Source organism: Intrasporangium calvum DSM 43043 (genome assembly GCF_000184685.1).
In the GTDB taxonomy this organism is placed as follows: domain Bacteria; phylum Actinomycetota; class Actinomycetes; order Actinomycetales; family Dermatophilaceae; genus Intrasporangium; species Intrasporangium calvum.
The window spans coordinates 3841693-3861026 of sequence record NC_014830.1 but is presented as its reverse complement, the minus strand read 5'-3'; the positions used below and the strand labels follow the sequence as shown (position 1 = coordinate 3861026).

At 71.7% G+C, this 19334-nt stretch carries 21 protein-coding genes and 2 pseudogenes; 11 read left to right on the top strand and 12 right to left on the bottom strand.

Annotated features, from left to right (window positions below):
• Nucleotides 1-18: 18 nt before the first annotated feature.
• Together INTCA_RS20515 and INTCA_RS17580 are read left to right on the top strand one after the other, a co-directional pair.
• Nucleotides 19-147 carry a hypothetical protein gene (locus tag INTCA_RS20515; protein WP_267896158.1) on the top strand — a complete coding sequence of 43 codons (129 nt, stop codon included), beginning with the start codon at nucleotides 19-21 and terminating at the stop codon, nucleotides 145-147.
• A 241-nt stretch (nucleotides 148-388) separates the two neighbouring features.
• The gene (locus INTCA_RS17580) at nucleotides 389-754 is read left to right on the top strand and encodes a hypothetical protein (RefSeq protein ID WP_013494276.1); all 366 of its coding nucleotides are present in this window, start codon (nucleotides 389-391) and stop codon (nucleotides 752-754) included.
• A gap of 96 nt (nucleotides 755-850) precedes the next feature.
• On the opposite strand, the pseudogene INTCA_RS19285 reads toward INTCA_RS17580, so the two are convergent.
• Both INTCA_RS19285 and INTCA_RS17575 read right to left on the bottom strand, forming a co-directional pair.
• A pseudogene (locus INTCA_RS19285) lies at nucleotides 851-1232 on the bottom strand (nitroreductase family deazaflavin-dependent oxidoreductase).
• Between the two features lie 28 nt (nucleotides 1233-1260).
• The gene (locus INTCA_RS17575; RefSeq protein ID WP_013494275.1) at nucleotides 1261-1800 is read right to left on the bottom strand and encodes an ASCH domain-containing protein; all 540 of its coding nucleotides are present in this window, start codon (nucleotides 1798-1800) and stop codon (nucleotides 1261-1263) included.
• Between the two features lie 99 nt (nucleotides 1801-1899).
• Between INTCA_RS17575 and INTCA_RS17570 the strand changes: the two genes are divergently transcribed.
• Both INTCA_RS17570 and INTCA_RS17565 read left to right on the top strand, forming a co-directional pair.
• Nucleotides 1900-2343 carry a VOC family protein gene (locus INTCA_RS17570; protein WP_013494274.1) on the top strand — a complete coding sequence of 148 codons (444 nt, stop codon included), beginning with the start codon at nucleotides 1900-1902 and terminating at the stop codon, nucleotides 2341-2343.
• A gap of 13 nt (nucleotides 2344-2356) precedes the next feature.
• Nucleotides 2357-3166: an LLM class flavin-dependent oxidoreductase gene (locus INTCA_RS17565; protein WP_013494273.1), complete on the top strand. Its 810-nt coding sequence runs from the start codon at nucleotides 2357-2359 to the stop codon at nucleotides 3164-3166.
• 124 nt (nucleotides 3167-3290) lie between these two features.
• Here the strand turns inward: INTCA_RS17565 and INTCA_RS17560 are convergent, their stop codons facing one another.
• The 6 genes from INTCA_RS17560 to INTCA_RS17535 all read right to left on the bottom strand — a co-directional run bounded on the left by INTCA_RS17560 (nucleotide 3291) and on the right by INTCA_RS17535 (nucleotide 7668).
• Entirely contained in the window at nucleotides 3291-4346 is a 1056-nt protein-coding gene (locus INTCA_RS17560) for a patatin-like phospholipase family protein (protein WP_013494272.1), read from the bottom strand.
• Between the two features lie 60 nt (nucleotides 4347-4406).
• The gene (locus INTCA_RS17555) at nucleotides 4407-5153 is read right to left on the bottom strand and encodes a dienelactone hydrolase family protein (protein ID WP_013494271.1); all 747 of its coding nucleotides are present in this window, start codon (nucleotides 5151-5153) and stop codon (nucleotides 4407-4409) included.
• A gap of 76 nt (nucleotides 5154-5229) precedes the next feature.
• Nucleotides 5230-5478, bottom strand: a complete 249-nt coding sequence (locus tag INTCA_RS17550; RefSeq protein ID WP_013494270.1) for a DUF2630 family protein — start codon at nucleotides 5476-5478, stop codon at nucleotides 5230-5232.
• A 47-nt stretch (nucleotides 5479-5525) separates the two neighbouring features.
• Nucleotides 5526-6236 carry a zf-HC2 domain-containing protein gene (locus INTCA_RS17545; RefSeq protein ID WP_013494269.1) on the bottom strand — a complete coding sequence of 237 codons (711 nt, stop codon included), beginning with the start codon at nucleotides 6234-6236 and terminating at the stop codon, nucleotides 5526-5528.
• Nucleotides 6233-6721, bottom strand: a complete 489-nt coding sequence (locus tag INTCA_RS17540; RefSeq protein ID WP_013494268.1) for a sigma-70 family RNA polymerase sigma factor — start codon at nucleotides 6719-6721, stop codon at nucleotides 6233-6235. The genes INTCA_RS17545 and INTCA_RS17540 overlap by 4 nt, the downstream gene beginning before the upstream one ends.
• Before the next feature lie 149 nt (nucleotides 6722-6870).
• Nucleotides 6871-7668: an O-methyltransferase gene (locus INTCA_RS17535; protein ID WP_013494267.1), complete on the bottom strand. Its 798-nt coding sequence runs from the start codon at nucleotides 7666-7668 to the stop codon at nucleotides 6871-6873.
• 125 nt (nucleotides 7669-7793) lie between these two features.
• Between INTCA_RS17535 and INTCA_RS17530 the strand changes: the two genes are divergently transcribed.
• The 3 genes from INTCA_RS17530 to INTCA_RS17520 all read left to right on the top strand — a co-directional run bounded on the left by INTCA_RS17530 (nucleotide 7794) and on the right by INTCA_RS17520 (nucleotide 12110).
• The gene (locus INTCA_RS17530) at nucleotides 7794-8636 is read left to right on the top strand and encodes a uracil-DNA glycosylase (protein WP_013494266.1); all 843 of its coding nucleotides are present in this window, start codon (nucleotides 7794-7796) and stop codon (nucleotides 8634-8636) included.
• Nucleotides 8637-8689: 53 nt separating this feature from the next.
• On the top strand, nucleotides 8690-9328 hold the full coding sequence (locus INTCA_RS17525; protein WP_169312934.1) for a TetR/AcrR family transcriptional regulator: 639 nt from the start codon (nucleotides 8690-8692) through the stop codon (nucleotides 9326-9328).
• Nucleotides 9329-9401: 73 nt separating this feature from the next.
• The gene (locus INTCA_RS17520) at nucleotides 9402-12110 is read left to right on the top strand and encodes an MMPL family transporter (RefSeq protein ID WP_234423832.1); all 2709 of its coding nucleotides are present in this window, start codon (nucleotides 9402-9404) and stop codon (nucleotides 12108-12110) included.
• A 43-nt stretch (nucleotides 12111-12153) separates the two neighbouring features.
• On the opposite strand, the pseudogene INTCA_RS17515 reads toward INTCA_RS17520, so the two are convergent.
• Together INTCA_RS17515 and INTCA_RS17510 are read right to left on the bottom strand one after the other, a co-directional pair.
• Nucleotides 12154-12632, bottom strand: a pseudogene (locus INTCA_RS17515) (HAD hydrolase-like protein); the annotation flags it as partial.
• Between the two features lie 317 nt (nucleotides 12633-12949).
• A complete protein-coding gene (locus INTCA_RS17510; RefSeq protein WP_013494263.1) occupies nucleotides 12950-13480 on the bottom strand; it encodes a flavodoxin family protein in 531 nt (176 codons plus the stop codon).
• A 158-nt stretch (nucleotides 13481-13638) separates the two neighbouring features.
• Here INTCA_RS17510 and INTCA_RS17505 point away from each other — a divergent pair, with 158 nt between their 5' ends.
• From INTCA_RS17505 to INTCA_RS17495, 3 genes are all read left to right on the top strand, one after another.
• Entirely contained in the window at nucleotides 13639-14256 is a 618-nt protein-coding gene (locus INTCA_RS17505; RefSeq protein ID WP_013494262.1) for a class I SAM-dependent methyltransferase, read from the top strand.
• Nucleotides 14257-14361: 105 nt separating this feature from the next.
• Nucleotides 14362-14622: a metal-sensitive transcriptional regulator gene (locus INTCA_RS17500; RefSeq protein WP_013494261.1), complete on the top strand. Its 261-nt coding sequence runs from the start codon at nucleotides 14362-14364 to the stop codon at nucleotides 14620-14622.
• A gap of 94 nt (nucleotides 14623-14716) precedes the next feature.
• Complete coding sequence (locus INTCA_RS17495; RefSeq protein WP_013494260.1) at nucleotides 14717-15250, top strand: hypothetical protein; 534 nt, start codon at nucleotides 14717-14719, stop codon at nucleotides 15248-15250.
• A 37-nt stretch (nucleotides 15251-15287) separates the two neighbouring features.
• Here the strand turns inward: INTCA_RS17495 and INTCA_RS17490 are convergent, their stop codons facing one another.
• Both INTCA_RS17490 and INTCA_RS17485 read right to left on the bottom strand, forming a co-directional pair.
• Nucleotides 15288-16559 (bottom strand): SAM-dependent methyltransferase, encoded by a 1272-nt coding sequence (locus INTCA_RS17490; protein WP_013494259.1) that lies wholly within the window; start codon nucleotides 16557-16559, stop codon nucleotides 15288-15290.
• Complete coding sequence (locus INTCA_RS17485) at nucleotides 16556-18025, bottom strand: FAD-binding oxidoreductase (RefSeq protein WP_052338052.1); 1470 nt, start codon at nucleotides 18023-18025, stop codon at nucleotides 16556-16558. Before INTCA_RS17485 ends, INTCA_RS17490 begins: the two co-directional genes overlap by 4 nt.
• A 168-nt stretch (nucleotides 18026-18193) precedes the next feature.
• On the opposite strand from INTCA_RS17485, the gene INTCA_RS17480 reads away from it, so the two are divergent.
• Nucleotides 18194-19327, top strand: coding sequence for a nucleotide-binding protein (locus INTCA_RS17480; RefSeq protein WP_013494257.1), 1134 nt, complete (start codon nucleotides 18194-18196; stop codon nucleotides 19325-19327).
• The last annotated feature ends 7 nt before the right edge of the window (nucleotides 19328-19334 follow it).

Here is a 19334-nt window from a genome sequence, read left to right as displayed (position 1 = left end):
TGCCCTAGGGTGCTTCACGTGGACGTGCTCATCATCGTGATCGGTGTGCTGGTCATCGCGACGCTCTTGTGGATCATGGTGCCCGGAGTGAGTGGCGCGGTCCTCGCCGCCATGCAGGGCGTCCGTCAGGTGTTTCGGCGGCGCTGAACTGCCCGCGGCGAGCCCCGACCTGCTCGCCAGGCGCCCTTGAGACCTGACCTGCCCCACCTCGACGGACAGTCGTACACCACTGATCAGGACTTGATTCGGCCGCGTCGCCTTGCCGGTGAGGGTGCCCAACGGGATCCCCGGGACCAGCGTCGCGGTCAGCAGGCGTGAAATACGCTTGCCGGATGGTTCGCGTGGAGTTCTCGTCGCTGTGTCTGGTGCTCAGCTCGCAGCGGGGGTGATGGGTCAACTCGTCGCGCTCCGTGAGCGTCGGGCTTTTGACATCGCGCTGCTGGGCTGGCGTGGACAGCCGGAACGGGTGGGCCGCGACTCATGGCTGGTCGGGACGGCCCTGTCGGCCCCCGTCGTCATGCTCGCGATCCAGACCGTCGCGACCGTTCGGCTCGGGGAGGGCCCCAGCCGTGTGGCGACGCGGGCTCTCGGGTCGTTGGGTGCGACGATGGCTTGCGCCTCCCTGCTCGAGCCGGAGGTCCGCAGCGCACTGTCGCCGGCGGGCTGGAACCCGACGACGACCCCCATCGTGGCCGCCGGGTTCTCGCTGGCCGTCGCCATGGCCGTGCTGGGCCTGGGGTCAGCTGGCAGGTGACGCTCGAATGGCCCGTCGCTCGACTTCCAGCGCCGTCCTCCTGTTGGAGTCGAAGCCGTAAGCGTCAGTTGACCTCATCGACAGGTCCCGGCCGGCTCAACCCGTCGGTGTCAGTCGCGCAACCGCGATCCTGCGACCCGCCTTCGTCTCGTACGATGCGAAGGCGGGGTGGGTCGCGACGATGATGTCCTTCCACGCGGCGTCGGACTCGGCGCCACGCAGGACCTCGACAGACATCGTCCGCTTGTCGCGGCCGATCTCGATGGTCGCCGTGGAGGCGGCGCGCAGGTTGCGGACCCACTGAGGCTCCTTGGCTGGCCCCCGCGGTCGCCGCGAGGTAATAGGCGCCGTCGCGCTGCACGTACGCCACTGGCACCGTGTGGGGCATGCCGGACCTGCGTCCGGCCACGGTGAGCAGGAGCACGGAGCTGCCGCCCTTCGCCCTGCCGCCGACCTTGCGTCCCGTCCGCCGGTACATCCACACGGCCACCGCGTTGGCGGCCTCGTCAGCCCATGTCCGAGCCGGCGGAGGGATCGCTGTAGAGCACGTCGAAGCGCTCCAGGACGACCGGCATGCTCGGGGTGAACCCCCGAGTGTGCACCGCGTGCTCGGTGAAGAAGCGCTCGTGCACCTCGCGCCACGTGGCGAGCGACCGGTCGCCCTCACCCTCGAGGTGCGCGTGCTCGGCGCTCACCTCGTCGAAGGGGACGACATCGACCTGGGTCGTCACGACCAAGGCGTGCGGGACCCCGTGACCGTCGGTGACGATGCCGAGCGCTCCAGGCGTCGGCAGCTCCTCACCCTCCGCCTCGTAGTCCCACAGCGCGCCGGCAGTCGCGGTCTTCGTGCCGGAGAGGAGAAGCGCGAGGAGCTCGTCGGCCTGCTCGGGGGTGGCCCCGAAGGCCCAGGCCGGCGGCCGTAGCGACCCCAGGGGTCGCTCACCGGTGTAGTACCCAGTCGGGTTGAGCTTGGCTCGCACCTTGGCGACCTGCCAGAAGGACTCGATTTCCGACGAATCATCGGTGCCGGGCTCGGGTGCATCCATGCCCTGAGGCTAGCCCCACGCGGACGCGCTCGTGACCCGCTGGCCAGCGCCGCGGAAAAGCGCTTGCCGCGCTGACGGCGATATCGCGACGATGCCTGCATGGGCTGCCTCGTCTCACATACGACCGTCGACTGCCGCAACGCCTACGACCTGTCGGAATGGTGGAAGAGCTTGCTGGGGTACCGCGACATCGAGGGAGATCCCAACCAGCCCGGGCACGAGGAGTGCATGATCCAGGACCCGGCTACCGGGCATCGGATCCTCTTCATCGAGGTCCCGGAGGAGAAGCAGACCAAGAACCGGCTGCACTTCGACCTTCGGCCACGCGAGTCCAGCCGCGACGAGGAGGTCCAGCGGCTCATCGACACGGGGGCCACCGTGGTGGCCGACCTGCGCGGCACGGACGGGCGTGGCACCGGCTGGGTGGTGTTCGCCGACCCAGAGGACAACGAGTTCTGCGTGCTGCGCTCCGAGGCAGAGCTGGACGCGGCGCGTACACGTGAGGCCGAGGCATCGGCTCCTGCGGAGGCCCCATCGGTGTGAACGGAGACGCCCCATGATCCGACCGTTTCGATTCGGAGTCGTCGCGCCCCTCTTGTCGGACGTGCCCACGTGGCTGGACCAGGTGCAGCGGTTCGCCGACAGCGGGTATTCGACCCTGCTGATGCCCGACGTGCCGCGCTGGCAGCCCGCCCCCGCTCCGACGCTCGCCATGGCGGCAGCCCGGACGAACCTGCGGGTCGGCACCTGGGTCTATGCCTCGCCACTGCGGCCTGCCTGGAGCGCCGCGTGGGAGGCCCACTCGATGTCGGTGCTCACGCAGGGTCGCTTCGAGATGGGCATCGGCACCGGCAGGCCCGGGATCGAGGATGAGCTGCGGGATCTTGGCCTGCCCGTCTCATCACCGAGCGGGAGGCTGGCCCGGGTCCGCGAGACGGTGACGGCACTGCGAGATCTGGACGGTCCGGACGGCCACACGCCGGTTGTCATGGCCGTTCGGGGGCCGAAGGCGCAAGCGCTCGCCCTGGAAGTGGCGGACACGGTCACCATCGCCTCGTTCGCGAGCGACACTCGGGCCGCGGTGGCGGGCATGGCCCGCGACCTGGGCACCGTGCGAGATGTCGAGCTCGCGCTGCACGTTCCGGTCGTCGGCGACAGGGTCGCGCCGTTCATGGCGTCCGCGCGAGACACCGACCCGGCCGCGTTGCGGGAAGCGGACTCGCTGGCCGTCCTCCCGGACGACCCCGCCGCCGCTGCCGAGGAGGTCCAGCGCCGCCGTGAGGAGGTCGGCTACTCCTACTTCGTCCTGGGCGCCGACTCCGCCGACGTGTTGGCTCCGATGGTCGCCGAGCTGGCCGGCCAGTAGCGCGCCGCTCTCCGGTCCGCCGCTGGGACGCACCGCCCCAACAACCCGGGCGTGCTCGCCAGGGGTTGTCGTGATGACCTGATGTGAGGACAGACGGGCACGGGGGCGGCAGAGCGCGTTGCGGTCAGAGGCCGGCTCGGTCCAAGGCCTGGGTCGTGAGCGTGCGGCCGAGGTCGATCATCTCGGCTGCCCGATGGAAGTCGAGCGTGTTGACGGCGTTGTAGGGGACCGTGATGAGGATGTCGGGCGGGTTGCTGGCCATCCGGTAGCGCGTGATGAGCGCGCTCATCGTCTCGAAGCTCATGTTGAGCAGGTTGATCGTCCCGATGTCGGCCTTCCCGACCACCCACTCCGCGGCGGCTGCCGTCGGTGAGAGGTCTGAGTCGGCGGCCTCCGCAGCCGCGGCAACCAGGTCCCCAGTCGCGTCGGCCGTCGCGTCGACCGCCTCCTCGGTCTCTCTTGTCTCGTCACGGCGGTGGCCGGCGCCGAAGCGACCGACGAGGGCGCGGAGCCGGTCGGACTCGAGGGCTTCGGCGGTGCTGCGCCGCAGCCGGGACGTCCACTCGTCGAAGGGCCTCGTCTCGGAGGTCTCCTTCACGGGGGTGGCATGGCCGATCGGGGCTCTCGGCCCGGAGAGGCTCACGGCCACGGTCACGTCCGCGCTCACGGCTGCGGTCGGCTCGATGGGCAGGGGGTTGAGCAGGCCGCCGTCGACGAGCGTGCGGCCGTTGATGACGATGGGGGTGATGACGCCGGGGATGGCGATCGAGGCTCGGATGGCCTGAACCACCGGACCGTGCTGGAACCACACCTCCCGCCGCGCCGCGAGGTCGGTGGCGACGGCCGTGTAGGGGATCGGCAGGTCCTCGATCGTCGCGCCGCCCAGGATCTCGCCCACCTTGCCGATGATCCGCTCGGCCCGGATGGCCCCGCCGGGCGCGGACAGGGTGAAGTCGAGGAGACGGAACAGCTCGCGCTGCGTCAGCGACAACGACCACTCGGTGTACTCGTCCAGCCGACCCGCGGCAGCGACCCCCCCGACGAGGGCACCCATGGACGTGCCCGCGATGGCCACGACCTCCAGGCCCCGTTCACGCAGCACCTGGAGCGCTCCGATGTGCGCATAGCCTCTCGCCCCACCCGACCCCAGGACCACCGCTGCCCGCACGCCACCAGCCACGGCACCGAGCCTAGCCCGATCCCGACCCGCCGGCCCCGGCACGGGATCTGGCGGAAAGACTCAGCCGAGGGTGCGCGCGAACAGGTCCTTCAGCGCGGCGAAGTGGCGCTCGGTCGCAGCCTCGTCGTACACCCCCGTGTCGGCCATCGTGTACCCGTGGGCTGTTCCCGGATAGATCTCGTTCGTCGCGGTGAGGCCGGCGGTACGGAGCGTCTCGTCGAGGCGGGCGACCGCCTCTGCGTTCATGCTGGGGTCGTGGTCGGCGTGGCCGAAGACGAACTCGGCGCGCGACGCCGGGAGCGCGAGGTGCGGGCTGTCAGCGGCGTCGCCGGCGAGGCCGCCGCCGTGGAACCCGCCGCAGGCGGCGACGATGTCGGGGTGGGCGGCAGCCGCTCGGACGGCAAGCCGCGCCCCCATGCAGTAGCCGACGACACCGACCGGTGTCCGCACGTCCTCCAGCGACGTCAGCGCCTCGACGTACGCGGCGATGTCCGCGACCGCGCGCTTCGCCGTCAGCGACGCGATGCGGCCGGAGGCGACCTTGAAGAACTCCCGGCGCGCCTCCTCCGATTCCAGCGGATGTCCCGGTGTGGTCTCGGCACTCGTTCCGTCGCGGTAGAAGACGTTCGGGGCGAGCACGACGTATCCCCACGACGCGATGCGGTCCGCCATCTCGAAGATCCGGGGCCGCAACCCGATCGCGTCCATGAAGAGCAGGACCCCGGGCAGGGGGGGCTCCCCTCTCGCGCTGGTGGGTCGGGCGAGCCAGGCCTCGGCCGGACCGTCGGCCGCCGCAACGTCGATCATCACGACAGCGACCTTAGCTCCGACGCCGCGCTCGGTCGGGTGGATCGCTCAACGCGATCGGGAGGTCGTGGCTTCCTCAGCCGAGGTACCCCTCGACCGTCTTCGGGTCGCGGACCTGAGCCTCGTCGGGGTTCGCGCCGAACTCCCGTTTCGCCCGGCGCTGGCGGAGCAGGTCCCAGCACTGGTCGAGCTCGACCTCGATCGTGCCGAGCCGGGCCCGCTCGTCCTCCGCGGAGATGGACCCGTGCTGGAGGGCCTCACGCAGGCGGTGCTCCTCGTCGATCAGAGACGTGATCCGGTGCTGGATGTGCAGGTCGTCAGCCATGTGGTCAGCCTCCCACGCATCCGGCCCACGATCACGACTGCGCCCCCTCAGGTCCGCACGGCCGCGATGAGGGTCCCGTCCGCCGTGCGCACCTCGATGGACCGGATCTGCTCCGGCCGCAGCGCCGTCGCCCCGGTGACGGTGGCGTAGCCGGATCGCGTCCCCAGCCAGGACCCGGCCGGCGACTCGCGCCCGGCCGCGTCGATGACGTAGAGGGTGATCTCCTCGCCGACCGGCATGTTCGAGCAGGCGAGGTCGAGCTGGGTGCCCCACCCTCGAGTGACGAGGTGGACCCCGACCTGCGCCGTCGACCCGGCGGGTGCGGTCGCCGTGTAGTGCTCGGACGGGGGCGGCGGGTCGAGCAGCCCGGGGCCCAGCCAGGCTCCGGCGCCGAAGGCCCCCGCGGCGGCGACGCCCGCCGCGGCGACCAGCCAGTCCCGCCGCCGTCGACGGCGCCGCCGTGCCTCGGCCAGGAGGTCGGTGAGGCCCGGCAGGGTGGGCGGACCCGCCGCAGCGGACCCGGCCCCCACCTCGGGTGCCTCCTCTCCGGGAGCGAGCCCAGCGGCATACGGCTCCTCGGTCGGTGGTCGCTCGACGAGCGAGAGCAGCCGGGGGAGCCCGGAGACCTGGCCGAGCTCCGCCTGGCACGCGGGGCACGTGCGCAGGTGCTCGGTGAACGCGCGGTGGTCCTCGTCGGACAGCCCGCCGAGGACGTAGCCGCCCAGCAGCACGTGGGTCTCCTCGCCGTCGGCGCTCATCTCGTCACCCCCATCTCGTCGAGGACGACGCGCAGGCTGCGCACGGCGTAGTAGGCGCGGGACTTCACGGTGCCCTCGGGCACCCCCACCCGGGCTGCGGTCTCGGCCACCGAGAGCCTTTCGTAGTAGAGACACGTGACGACCTCCCGGTGCGCCGGCTGCAGCCGCGCGAGAGCCTCCTCGACGAGGACCTGGTCGAGCGCCCGGTCGATCGCCGACTCCGCCTCGGGGAGGTCGACGAGGCGCGCCTGCTGGGGCCGTCGCCCGGCCGCGCGGTGCTGGTCCACGATGAGGTGCCGGGCCGTCGTGATGAGGTAGGCGCGCAGGCTGTCGGCCTCCGGGGCCTGCCGCCAGACGCGCAGAATCGTCTCCTGGACGATGTCCTCCACCCGGTCGGGATCGCTCGTCGCCCGCCACACGACGCGTCGGAGCATCGGCCCGTGCTCGCGGTAGATCGCCTCGACGGCCTCCTCGTCGAGCGGCATCTGACCAACCTCCCTCGGCGCTCCTGCCCCCGGAGACGCCGCTCCCGTCGTTCCGGTTCATCGAGCTGGCGTCGCCCGCGTGCTCCCCATGATCCTCGCCGCCGAGCCGGCCGTATGCCGCTGGGCTCGCTCCCGAGCCCCAGCCGGGGTCAGCGCAGGGCGAGGAGCCCGATCTTGCCGACCACGGCGCTCGCGGCGACGTCCTGCCGCCGGCGCACGGACTGCCAGGCAGCGCGCATGCCGTCGCTGTAGTCGATGTCGTCGAGGGCCAGCAGGGCGCCGGCCGCGGTGGCCCGCGCCGCCTGCTCGACGTAGCGCTCCGTCGCGGGTCCCTGGTGGTTCCCGTCGATGAAGACGTAGTCCCACGGCGCCTCGGAGAGGGTGGGGGCGAGCGTCTCCGCGAAGCGGCCCACGACGACTCGGGCATTGTCGATGCCGGCCCGCTCCCAGAGCTGCTCGGCCTGGCGGGCGAGCGCAGGGTAGGCCTCGAGCGAGGTGACCGTGCCGCTCCCAGCGATCGCGGCCGCCTGGTAGGCCGCTGAGACGCCCACGCAGGTGCCCAGCTCGAGGGCGCGGGTGGGCTGCCAGGCCGCGACGACGTGGTGGAGCAGGCGGGCTCCCGAGGGGGGCTGCGAGGCCCGGGCGCAGATGAGCGCCACCGACTGGGTGGTGTCCTCGGCCCACGGCACCCGCTCGGCGCTGCGGAGCAGGGCCCGCCGGGCCGACTCGACCCGATCCAGCACAGGGCGTGCCTCGTCGCTGACCCGGTCCGCGGCGAGTCGCTCGAGGGCGCGGGCGAGTCGCTCCGGCTGGGTGCCGCCCTGTTCGCGCAGCTCGCGGGCCTGTTCGACGACGGAACGACGGATTCCCGGCAACAACAGCCGGGCCTTGAGCTCGACGCGGGCGAAGAGGAGCGGGGGCGTCCGCGCAGTCGCCGTTTGCCACATGACGTGTAGGTCCTCTCCTGTCGCCTCACTGTAGAGCGCTCGTGCGCCCCCTGCCGCCTGGCGCGCTGGCCATTTCGGAGCGGGGGAAGCAGCCGACGGACGGGGCTGGGTGGCAGAGTCGGTCCATGCCCAGTGAGCGCCTCGACCCACACCCGGTCACGGGCCAGCTCTTCCCGTCCCCCGTGCCGCCGGGGACGGGCTGGCCGGGCGACCCGGCCACCGGTGCGACGCCGGTTGCGGCGACCGCGGCGGAGGTGCGTCGGCTCGGCGCGGCCGCGCTGACACCCGCCGAGCTCGACGCGCGGGTCTCGGTGTGTCGGGCCTGCCCCCGCCTCGTGGCGTGGCGCGAGTCGGTGGCGACCCGGGGGCGCCGAGCGTCGTTCGCCGACCAGCCCTACTGGGGCCGGCCCGGTCCGTCCTTCGGGGACCCGGCGGCGTCCGTGCTCATCGTCGGGCTGGCCCCTGCCGCCAACGGCACCAACCGGACGGGCCGGATGTTCACCGGGGACCGCTCGGGGGACTGGCTCTACGCTGCGCTCCACCGTGCCGGCTACGCGTCGCAACCGACCTCGGTCGCCGCCGGTGATGGTCTGGAGCTCACGGGGATCCGGATCGTGGCGACGGTCAGGTGCGCGCCTCCGGCCAACCGGCCGTCGACCGAGGAGAAGGCCACGTGCTCCGGGTGGCTCGCCCGCGACCTGGAGCTCACCTCGGCCGGACCGGGCGGTCTGCGGACGCTGCTGGCGCTCGGCTCGATCGGCTGGGACGGCGTCCTGGGAGCGGCCCGCCGCCTGGGCTGGCAGGTGCCGCGGCCGAAGCCGCGCTTCGGGCACGGCGCCGAGGCCGCGCTGGCCCTCCCCGACGGCACCGACGTCCGCCTCCTCGGCAGCTACCACGTGAGCCAGCAGAACACCTTCACCGGCAAGCTGACCGAGGTGATGCTCGACGCCGTCATCGCCCGCCTCTGATCTGCCCAATGGGCAAGATTGCCCAATGGGCAAGATTGTGCAATCCTGTGGACATGACCGAGACAGGACTGCGGGAGGCGAAGCGCCGCGCAACCGCGCACGCTCTGGCCGAGGCGGCGTTCGACCTCGCGGTCGAGCGCGGGGTCGACGGCTTCACCATCGACGATGTCGCGGCGCGGGCGGGCTACTCGCGCCGGACCTTCGCCAACCACTTCACGTGCAAGGAGGAGGCGATCACCGGGCTCGCGGTCGAGCGACTCAAGGACGGGCTCGAGACCCTGCCGAGCGTCCCCGAGGACACGGCCCTCCTCGACTGGCTCATGGCCCTCGCCCGGCACCAGCTCTCGGGCGGGATGCTGCCGCTCCTGCAGCAGCTGCGACGCCTGGCAAGCGAGCACCGCGGTCTCGAGCCCTACCTCGCCGATGTCCAGCTCCAGATCCGTCGCACCGCCCAGGACGCGGTGTCCGCACGGGCCGGCTCCAACGTCTCGCGCCTGTCGAGCCACATCCTGGTGGGGGCTGCCTACGGCGCCCTGATGTCCGTGCTCGACGGGCGCGTCCCGATTCGGTTCCCCGGCGATCCGACCTCCGTGGCCGAGACCGCTGACCTCCCAGTTGACCTACCAGCTGACGCGGTCACCGTCGAGGAGTTCCTCACCACGGTCTTCACGCACCTGCGCCAGGGCTTCTGACTCCCCGCTCCGGCGCCGACCCTCCGCCGACCCTCCGCCGAGCCCGCCCGGCCACCACGGCCGACGAGCCGCGATGCCGGCCTACCCGAAAGGCTTCACCATGTCCCTCCTGCTCTACCGACTCGGTCGGACCGCGTACCGGCGGCCGTGGGCCTTCATCGCGCTCTGGCTCCTCGTCCTCGGCGGCATCGTCGGGCTCGCCGTCGCCAACGGCGGCGGCAAGATCTCCTCCAGCGTCACGATCGACGGCACCCAGAGCCAGGACGTGACCGACCGGCTCCGCGCCGAGCTGCCGGACGCCGCCGGCGGACAGGGCACCGTCGTCTTCACCGTGCCCGCGGGAGACCGTCTGGACTCGGGCGACCGAGCCGAGGGCATCGCCGACGCGGCACGGACCATCGGCGACCTGCCGACCGTGGCCGACCGCGGCCAGCAGGCGTCCTCCTCGGGAGCGTCCGCCCCGGACGCTGAGCCCGCTCCCGCCGCCCGTGCCGGTGACAAGGGGAGCCAGCCCAGCGGCATACGGCCCCTCGTCGTGGGCGGCCAGCCGGTCCCCGGTGTCGTCGTGTCGGAGGACGGCTCCGTGGCGATGCTGCAGATCCAGTTCACCGAGCAGGTCCAGGACCTCCCGGACGGAACGGTCGAACGGGTCACCGACCTCGCCGAGGCCGCCACCGCGGGCACCGGCGTGGACGTCCTCACCACCGAGTCCCTCAAGCCCATCGAGGCGCCCGTGGGCGGTCACGAGGCCATCGGTCTCGGCATCGCCGCGCTCGTGCTGCTCATCACGCTCGGGTCGCTCCGCGCCGCGGGGCTGCCGCTCCTCACCGCGCTGACCGGGGTGGGTATCGGCCTCGGCGGCGCCTTCGCGCTCTCGCAGACCATCACCATGACGACGGCCACTCCCGTCCTCGCGCTCATGGTCGGTCTCGCCGTCGGCATCGACTACGCGCTCTTCATCGTCAACCGCACGCGCCGCCTCATCGTGACCCAGGGCCTCAGAGCCGAGGAGGCGGCCACGCGGTCCATCGGCACCGCCGGCAGCGCGGTCCTCTTCGCCGGCATCACGGTCGTCATCGCGCTGACCGGGCTGAGTCTCATCGGGATCAGCTTCCTCACGACGATGGCCCTCGTCGCGGCCGCCACCGTCGTCCTCGCCGTCCTCGTGGCCCTGACCCTGCTGCCCGCCCTCCTCGGCGTCGTCGGCGAGCGCATCGCCAGTGCCCAGGCGCGCGCCCGCGGGAGGAGCCTCACGGTGGAGGAGCACCGCCACCTCGCCCACCGTTGGTCCGGAGGCGTCGTCCGGCACCGGTGGCTCGCGATCGTCGGCGTCGTCGCGGTCCTCGGCCTGGCGGCGGTCCCGGTGGCCGACATCTCGCTCGGCATGCCGAACGGGTCCACCGCCAACCTCGACACGGACGAGCGGCAGGCCTACGACGCCATCACCCGCGGCTTCGGCGAGGGCTACAACGCGCCCCTCGTCGTGGTCGCCACCCCCGATGACGGCAGCCGGCTGGGCCAGGAGGACGTCGCCCGGCTCACCACCGGGCTGCGGGACACCCCCGACGTCAAGGCGGTCAGTCTCATGGGGGCGGACCCCCAGGGCGGCACGGCCATCTTCACCGTCATCCCGGAGGAGGGGCCGGACGCCGCATCAACCGCCGACCTCGTCGACACTCTGCGGGCGTCAGGGCCGACGGTGACCAGGACCGAGGGCGTCGCCCTCGGCGTGACCGGCCTGACCGCAGTCAACATCGACATCTCCGAGAAGCTCGCGGACGTCATGCCGCTCTACATCGGCATCGTCGTGGCACTCTCCCTGGTCGTCCTGCTCCTCGTCTTCCGTTCCGTCGTCATCCCCCTCAAGGCGACCCTCGGCTTCCTCCTGAGCATCGGCGCGACCTTCGGGGTCGTGACCGCCGTCTTCCAGTGGGGCTGGCTCAAGGACCTCTTCGGCTTCGACACGACCGGGCCCGTCCTCAGCTTCCTGCCGATCATGGTGACGGGCATCCTCTACGGCCTCGCCATGGACTACGAGATGTTCCTCGTCAGCTCGATGCGCGAGGCGCATGTCCACGGCCACCGCGGTCGCGACGCGATCGTCCACGGGTTCGACCAGGCGAGCCGTGTCGTCGTGGCCGCGGCGATCATCATGGTCTCGGTCTTCGCGGGCTTCATCTTCAGCGCGGACCCGATGATCAAGCAGTTCGGCCTCGCGCTCGCCGTCGGCATCCTCGTCGACGCCTTCCTCGTCCGCATGACCCTCGTCCCTGCCGTCATGTCGGTGCTCGGCGAGGCCGCCTGGTGGCTGCCGCGCCGACTCTCGGCGGTCCTGCCCAACCTCGACGTCGAGGGGGACCAGCTCAAGCGCCACCTCCGGAGCCAGCCCGACCAGACCCCTCCGGCCCATCGCCCGCGGCACGTGGCCGTGGCGACATCCACCCAAGTGACCGGCAACGGCCACCATCCCGAAGGAGCCCTTTCGATGGCCTTCCATATCCCGCCTTCCCGCAAGGGCCTGCCCGAGAACCGCTTCGACTTCACTCTTGACGGGACCACGGTCAACGACCTGCCGCTCCTGCCCTACGCCCCGCTCGTTGCCGTGGAGGCCTTCCAGGCGGGCGAGGCGCTCGAGGCGGTCCTCACCGCCTGTGACACGGAGGGGGCGCAGGAGGTCATCCGGCAGCTGGACGCCGACCAGTTCCGGGCCTTCGTCGAGGCGTGGGAGCTCGCCTCCGCCGAGCGCGTCGACCGGTTGTCCTCGCCTCAGCACGTGCCATGAGCAGGCCGTATGCCGCTGAGCCGGCTCGGTGGCCTCCGGCACCTCAGTGGGCGGTCGGCTTCCCGTGGTCGACGAAGCGAATGAGGTCGGCGACGGACTCGACGATCCGGCTCGGCCGGTAGGGAAACGTCTCGACCTGCTCGCGGCGCGTGGACCCGGTGAGGACGAGGACGGTGCGCAGGCCGGCCTCGAGCCCGGAGACGATGTCGGTGTCCATCCGGTCGCCGACCATGATCGTCGTCTCCGAGTGGGCGTCGAGCCGGTTGAGGGCGCTGCGCATCATGAGGGGGTTCGGTTTGCCGACGTAGTAGGGCTGCCGCCCGGTCGCGGTCGAGATGAGTGCGGCCACCGACCCGGTGGCCGGCAGGGTCCCGAACGGGCTCGGGCCGCTCGGGTCGGGATTCGTCGCGATGAACCGGGCGCCCTTCTCGATGAGGCGGATCGCGCGGGTGATCGACTCAACGAGTAGGTCCGGGTCTCCCCGAGCACGACGTAGTCGGGATCCCGCTCGGTCATGACGAAGCACCGGGCCGTATGCCGCTGGGCCCGCATCCGTGAGTCCGTCGGGTCCCAGCGGGGACCCGTCGGTCGCGCCCCTCGTCCTCGTCCACGGCCTCGGCGCGCGCGGTCACCGCCCCGGTCCTGCTCATCCACGGTGCGGCAGACCGACTGGTCCCCATCTCGGCGGCGCGCCGGGTCGCCGCGGCCGACCCGCGCCGCGCTGGCGGACCGAGTGACTCGCCGACGTCGGGCACACACCGCAGCTCGAGGTGCCCGACCGTTTCGTCGCAATTGTCCGAGCCTGGCTCGCGGAGCCGCGCGGCTGAACGGGAGGTGACTCAGCGCCCCGCCGGCGCGCCCGGCCGGAGGTCCGACCGGGCACCGAGCTCGTGCCCCCACCCCTCGGCGCGTTCGAGCTCGCCGGTCCTGAGCGGTCCGTCGGTGTCCTCCACCCAGAACGTCTCGCCCTGCTCCACCCGCCGGAAGCCCCGCGCGCGAAGCGCCCGGGCGGCGGACTTGGCAGCCGATCCGGGCATCAGCCTGACCTTGACGCGGGTGTCGAACGTGACGACGGGCAGCTCCGGGCGTGGGACGACGGCGTCGACCCACTCGCGGATGCCGAGCCGCACGTGCTCCTTCGCCCCCTTGGCCTCGGCGTCGGTGCGCGTCGACGGGCGCGTCATGCTGAAGGCGTGTGTCGGTCCGCCCAGGATGAGCAGGCTGACCTCCTCCGGGATGACGCCCGGGGCCTCGTCCGAGCGGAGCAGGTCGACGGCGTCGGGTCTGCTGCGCGTCAGTCCGCGCTTGACGGCCTCGGCAACGGCCCTGGTGTTGCCGAACAGGGACTCGTGGATGATGAGTGCCTTCATGGGCCAACCCCCTTGGTCTCCACGCCTCACGCTAGGACGTTCCCGCGCAGCCGGCGCCGGATGGTGATCCATCAGACCCGTTGCGGCGCCGGGACCAGCTGCGGCGCACAATGGACGGGCCCAGCGGGGCAGCGGAAGACGCGCAGAGGAGGGCGGAGATGGACGCCAAGGACTGGGACGAGCGATACGCCACGGCTGACCTGGTCTGGTCGGCCGAGCCCAACCGCTTCGTCGAGGAGATCGTCGCGCCCCTCACTGCCGGCACGGCCATCGACATCGCTGCCGGCGAGGGGCGCAACGCCATCTGGCTCGCCCAGCAGGGCTGGACGGTGACGGCCACCGACTACTCGAGCGTCGCCGTCGAACGGATGCGGGCCCGGGCGGACGCGCTCCTCGGTGCGGAGGCGGGTCGGTTGACCCCACTCGTCGCCGACGCCACGGTGCCGGCGCCAGGCGGCCCAGCGGCATACGACCTCGCGCTGTTCTGCTACCTCCAGCTCCCCGCCTCCGAGCTGCGGGTGGCCCTGCGCCACGGCGTCGAGGCCGTGCGTCCGGGCGGGCGCGTCCTCGTCGTCGGACATGCCGGGCGCAACCTCGCCGAGGGCTGGGGCGGCCCGAGCTCGCGCGACGTCCTCTACGACCCGGACGAGGTCGTCGACGCGGTCGACGGGCTGCCCGTGGTGGTCGAGCACGCCGGCATCCGGGTCCGCCCGGTCGAGACGGAGGAGGGACCTCGAGAGGCCCTCGACACCGTCGTCGTGCTCCGGCGAGACTGACGAAGGACACCTCCGGGTTGGCCCGGTTCCGGATGTGAGGTTTTTGGATACCCGGCGGGGTATCATGGGCCAAACTCGCGCATATTTCAACCGGAGGAGGAAGCCATGGAGCTCGACGTCGCCGAGATGCAGTCCGTGATCCGTCGTCTCAACCGAGCTCGTGGCCAGCTCGGCGGGATCGTCAAGATGATCGAGGACGGCCGGGACTGCCGTGACATCGTCACCCAGCTGGCGGCCGTGTCCAAAGCCGTCGACCGCGCAGGTTTCGCGGTCATCGCGACCGGCCTCAAGGAGTGCATCACCAACCCCGACGGTGAGGCGATGGACATCAGCGACATGGAGAAGCTCTTCCTCTCGCTCGCCTGAGGCGAAGGTCACACGGGCGGCCGGATAAGTCGGCGCGCAGGGGTGGACGACGGGGCAGTCGAGGACCACGATGGAAGCCACCCGAGGAGGCCGCATGGATGCCAGTTCAGACACCACGATGTTCCCCGACGCACCAGCCGAGACCGACCCTGCCCCGTCCGGTGCCGGTGCCGCTCCCAGCGGCGAGTTCACCGAGCACATCGAGCGCTTGCGGGCCCACCGGGCCGAGCTTCGCGACGCGGTGCGCGGCGTCGTCCGGGCCCTCGAGGCCCCCATCGCCCAGGCCAGCACCTGGCGCGACCGGGTACGAGCCGCGCTGACCGTGCTGGCCCAGGACTTCGACGAGCACATCGCCATCACCGAGAGCCAGGGCGGGATCTACGACCGCGCCCAGCAGAGCGCACCTCGCCTCGGCGGCGCGGTGACCCGGCTGCTCGCCGAGCACGTGGCCTTCCGTGAGCAGATCCACAACCACCTCGCCAGCCTCGAGCACGATGGAGCAGGTTCCGACCTGTTCGCCCTCCGCGAGGAGCTGACCATCCTCGTCGGGCGACTCATCCGGCACCGCCAGGCCGGCGGCGACCTCGTCTACGAGGCCTACAGCGTCGACCTGGGGGGCATGGGCTGACGCCGCGCCAGCCCAGCGGCATCCGGTCCGGCCGAGCTCAGGTGAACTGCGGGCGCAACGGGTACCCGGACGCGCCCGACTCGCTCGTGCGCGTCGCGAGGACCTGGTGCAGCTGGATCCCGTTGTCCTCGAACCCCACCCGCGAACCGGCCAGGTAGAGGCCCCACACTCGCGCCCGGCCCACCCCGGCGAGCGCCACGCAGTCGTCCCAGTGCTTCGAGAGGTTCGCGCTCCAGCCGGCCAGCGTCAGCGCGTAGTGCTCGCGGAGGTTCTCGTGGTGCTTCACCTCGAACCCCTCGTCCTCCATGACCCGCACGATGTGCCCGGAGCCGGTCAGCTCGCCGTCGGGGAAGACGTAGCGGTTGATGAAGCCGCGGGTCGGCAGGCCCGGGTGCTGGTTGTCGGGCCGGGTGATGCAGTGGTTGAGCAGCCGCCCCTCGTCCCGGAGGTGCTCGCGGAGGAACCGGAAGTAGTCGGGGTAGTTCTTCACCCCGATGTGCTCGGTCAGGCCGATCGAGCTGATCGCATCGAAACCGCGCTCGGTGACGTCCCGGTAGTCCGCGTGGCGCACTTCGGCCCGGCCCTCCAGCCCGTCCCGCCGGATCGCCTCCTGCCCCCACGCCGCCTGCTCCCGCGAGAGGGTCACCCCCAGGGCCGTGACGCCGAAGTGCTTCACCGCGTGCCGCACCATGCCGCCCCACCCGCAGCCGACGTCGAGCAGCCGCATGCCCGGTGCGAGCCCGAGCTTGCGCGCGACGAGGTCGTACTTGGCGAACTGGGCATCCTCGAGCGTCGTCTCGGGGGTCTCGAAGACCGCGCAGGTGTAGGTCATCGACGGCCCGAGGACGTACTCGTAGAAGTCGTTGCCCACGTCGTAGTGGTGGTGGATCGCCGCCGCGTCACGGCGTCGGCCGTGCCGCAGCCCGTAGGTGAGGCGACGCAGCTGGCTCGGCGTCTCCTCGGGCGGCAGCTCGGGCACGCTGATCCCGGTGGCTCGGACGACGCCGACGATCTCGCGAAGGTCGCGCCACGCGGGCAGCTTCGCGCTGAAGTCACCACCGAGGTGCCGCAGGACCTCGATCGGGTTGCCCTCGTCCATCCCGTCGATGCTCAGCTCGCCCTGCAGGTAGGCGCGGGCCGCCCCGAGCTCGCCCGGTGCGGTCAGCAGGTAGCTGATGGCCCTCGGTGAGTGGAGCCGGATCGTGAGCCCGTCGTCGGGACCGCCCGCGGAGCCGTCCCACGCGACGACGCGCAGGTGGGCGTCCCTGCCGAGGATGCGCTCGAAGGCCTGTCCAACCGAGATCGTCATCGTGCCTGCACCGCCTTCTGGTAGAGGGTGGGGAATCGTCCGCGGGGGTCGTAGCGCCGCTTGGCCGCGGCGATGGCTGCGCCGCCGTAGAGGCGCGCGAACGTCGCCTCGTCGTAGTAGGCGTCCGAGTAGAGGGACTTGTGCCCCCCGAGCTCGGTCACCTTCGCCTCGATGGCCCGGTTGACGTCGCCGGGCCGGGCGCCGGGCCGGATCTCGACGGACGACCAGAAGCCGACGTTGACGTAGGGGACGCCGGGCTGCATCGGGTAGAGCGGCCAGGGTGGGCTCCCGTGGTCGCCCGGCTCGTCGAGAGGGGGCCGTATGCCGCTGGGCTCGCTCCCGCTGGCACCGTCCTTGCGTCTCAGCTGGATCGGGCACACCCAGAGCGGCTCGATCGGAACGTGGTGCAGGAACCAGGTGAGGAACTCCGCGGTCCCGTCCAAGGGGATCTCGACGTCCTGGATGACCCTCTCCCGGGGCAGCCGCCCGCGTCTCGCGTCGATGGCGGCCATGACGCCGTGGCGCTGCTCGAAGGCGACGATCTTCCAGTAGACGTCGCTGCGCAGCTTGCCCTTCGGCCAGAGACGCCGGATCGTGGGGTGCTGGGCGCCGAACGCCGCGGAGCACCAGAACCAGTCGGTGTCCCAGCGCCACAGGTAGTCGTGCGCGGTGAGGACGTCGGAGCGCCGCTCCCGGAGCGACCGGTAGTAGATGCGGTCGCCGGTGTAGTCGCTCGGGCTCGGCTGCCCCTCGACGCGGTCGGACCAGTGACCGAGGGTGAGGTAGGCCTCCCGGGCCCCGAAGACGACACCGTCGACGAAGTCAACCCGCTGGCCCTCCCACACCCGGGTGTCCATGACGAGCCGGATCGCGTCGGTGAGCCCGTCGAGGTCGTCGAAGCGGACGTGGCGCAGGGCCACGTAGGGAGAGGTCGGCTCCAGCTCGATGACGAGGTCGAGGACGTAGCCGAGGGAGCCGTAGGAGTTGGGGAAGGCGCGGAAGAGCTCGGCGTGCTCGTTGTCGGGCCTCGCCGTGACCACCTCACCGCGGCCGTCGGCGCCGCCGGTGAGGACCCGCATCTCGAGGACCGACTCGTGGGGAAGTCCGTTGCGGAAGGAGGACGCCTCGATCCCGAGCCCGGTCACCGCGCCGCCGATGGTGATGGTGCGCAGCTGCGGCACGACGAGGGGCACGAATCCCTCTGGCAGGAGCGCGTCGACGAGCTCCTCGTAGGTGGTCAGGCCACCGACGCGAGCCGTTCTCGACTCGGGGTCGACGTCGAAGACGCCCCGGAAGGAACCGAGGTCTAGACCGGTCCTCGCCCGGTTGCGGGCGCTCCCGTGCCGGAAGAGGTTCGAGGTGCGCTTGGCCAGGCGCACGGGACGGTCCGGCGGCTGGGAGGCGAAGTCCCGAGCCGCTGCCTCGATGGAACCCACGATGCGATCCGCTGCCACCCGAGTCGGCATGCTTCGAGTCAACCAAAAGCTGCGAGCGTTGCCAATGGACATATCGGCGGTGAGGCGGTGGACATGCACTCATGTGCCGACCCGGGTGCCGAGTCGCGCACGAGCACGGTTGAATTGGCACATCAAGCGCCGGGCTGCGCCCTGCTGGTCCCCGATGAAGGGTCACTCATGGAACCCCACGCCCTCCACAACGCTCTGGCCCAACCGTCCGAGCCGTTCGAGCCGGCCGAGACGTCGCCCCCGGCCGAGACGTCGCCCCCGGTCGAGATGTCGCCCTCGTCCGAGCCGGCGCCCCTGCACCGGCCCACGGCGTCGGACTTCAGTGAGGCCACCGTCCTCGGCCGCCGCGGGCAGGCGGCCCGGAGCGGCTGGCGGCACCTGCTGACCGACCTGACCGGGGGCCGTCTGCGGCTGCCTCCCAGCCTGTCCGAGATGCGCCGCAACCAGCTGATGAACCGCGTCCGTACGCCGTTCGACGGAACCCGGCGCATCGTCGTCATGAGCCGCAAGGGTGGCGTCGGCAAGACGACGGTCACCGTCGGCGTCGGGTCGACCTTCGCGGCCGTGCGCGGCGACCGGGTCGTCGCCGTCGACGCCAACCCCGACGCCGGCAACCTCGCCCACCGCATCGCGGGCGACTGCCAGCGCACCATCACCGACCTGCTCGCCGACTCGGGCCGGGTCCGGTCCTTCGCGCACATGCGGGGCTACACGTCCCAGTGCGTGGAGTCCCGCCTCGAGGTGCTCGCCTCCGACGACGACGCCCGCATCGCCCAGGGCCTCGACCGGGACGCCTACTGCCAGGTAGTGTCGCTGCTCGACCACTTCTACAACCTCATCATGCTCGACACCGGGACGGGCATCCTCGACAGCGCCAACCAGGGCCTGATCAACGAGGCGGACCAGCTCCTCCTCGTCGTGCGCCCTGCGCTCGACGGCGCGAAGGCCGGCGCGCAGACGCTCGACTGGCTCGAGGAGCACGGCCACGACGAGCTCGTCGCCTCGGCCGTCGTCGTCGTCAACGGCATCGAGCGGGAGAGCGACCCCATCGTCCAGTTCGCCCGCAAGCACTTCGAGAGCCGCTGCCGCCAAGTGACCATGGTGCCGTGGGACGCGACCCTGGAGGCGGGCGGTCGCACCACCCTGTCCGGTCTCCAGCGGGGGACGAGACGGGCCTTCCTCGACGTGGCAGCGGCGCTCGCCGACGGGTTCTCCGAGGAGCCGCTCGCGCAGGGTTCACGTGAGTCCGCCACGCACGGCTTCACGTTCGGTCCGCTGCCACCGGTGGACCGCGCCGACTGACCGCACC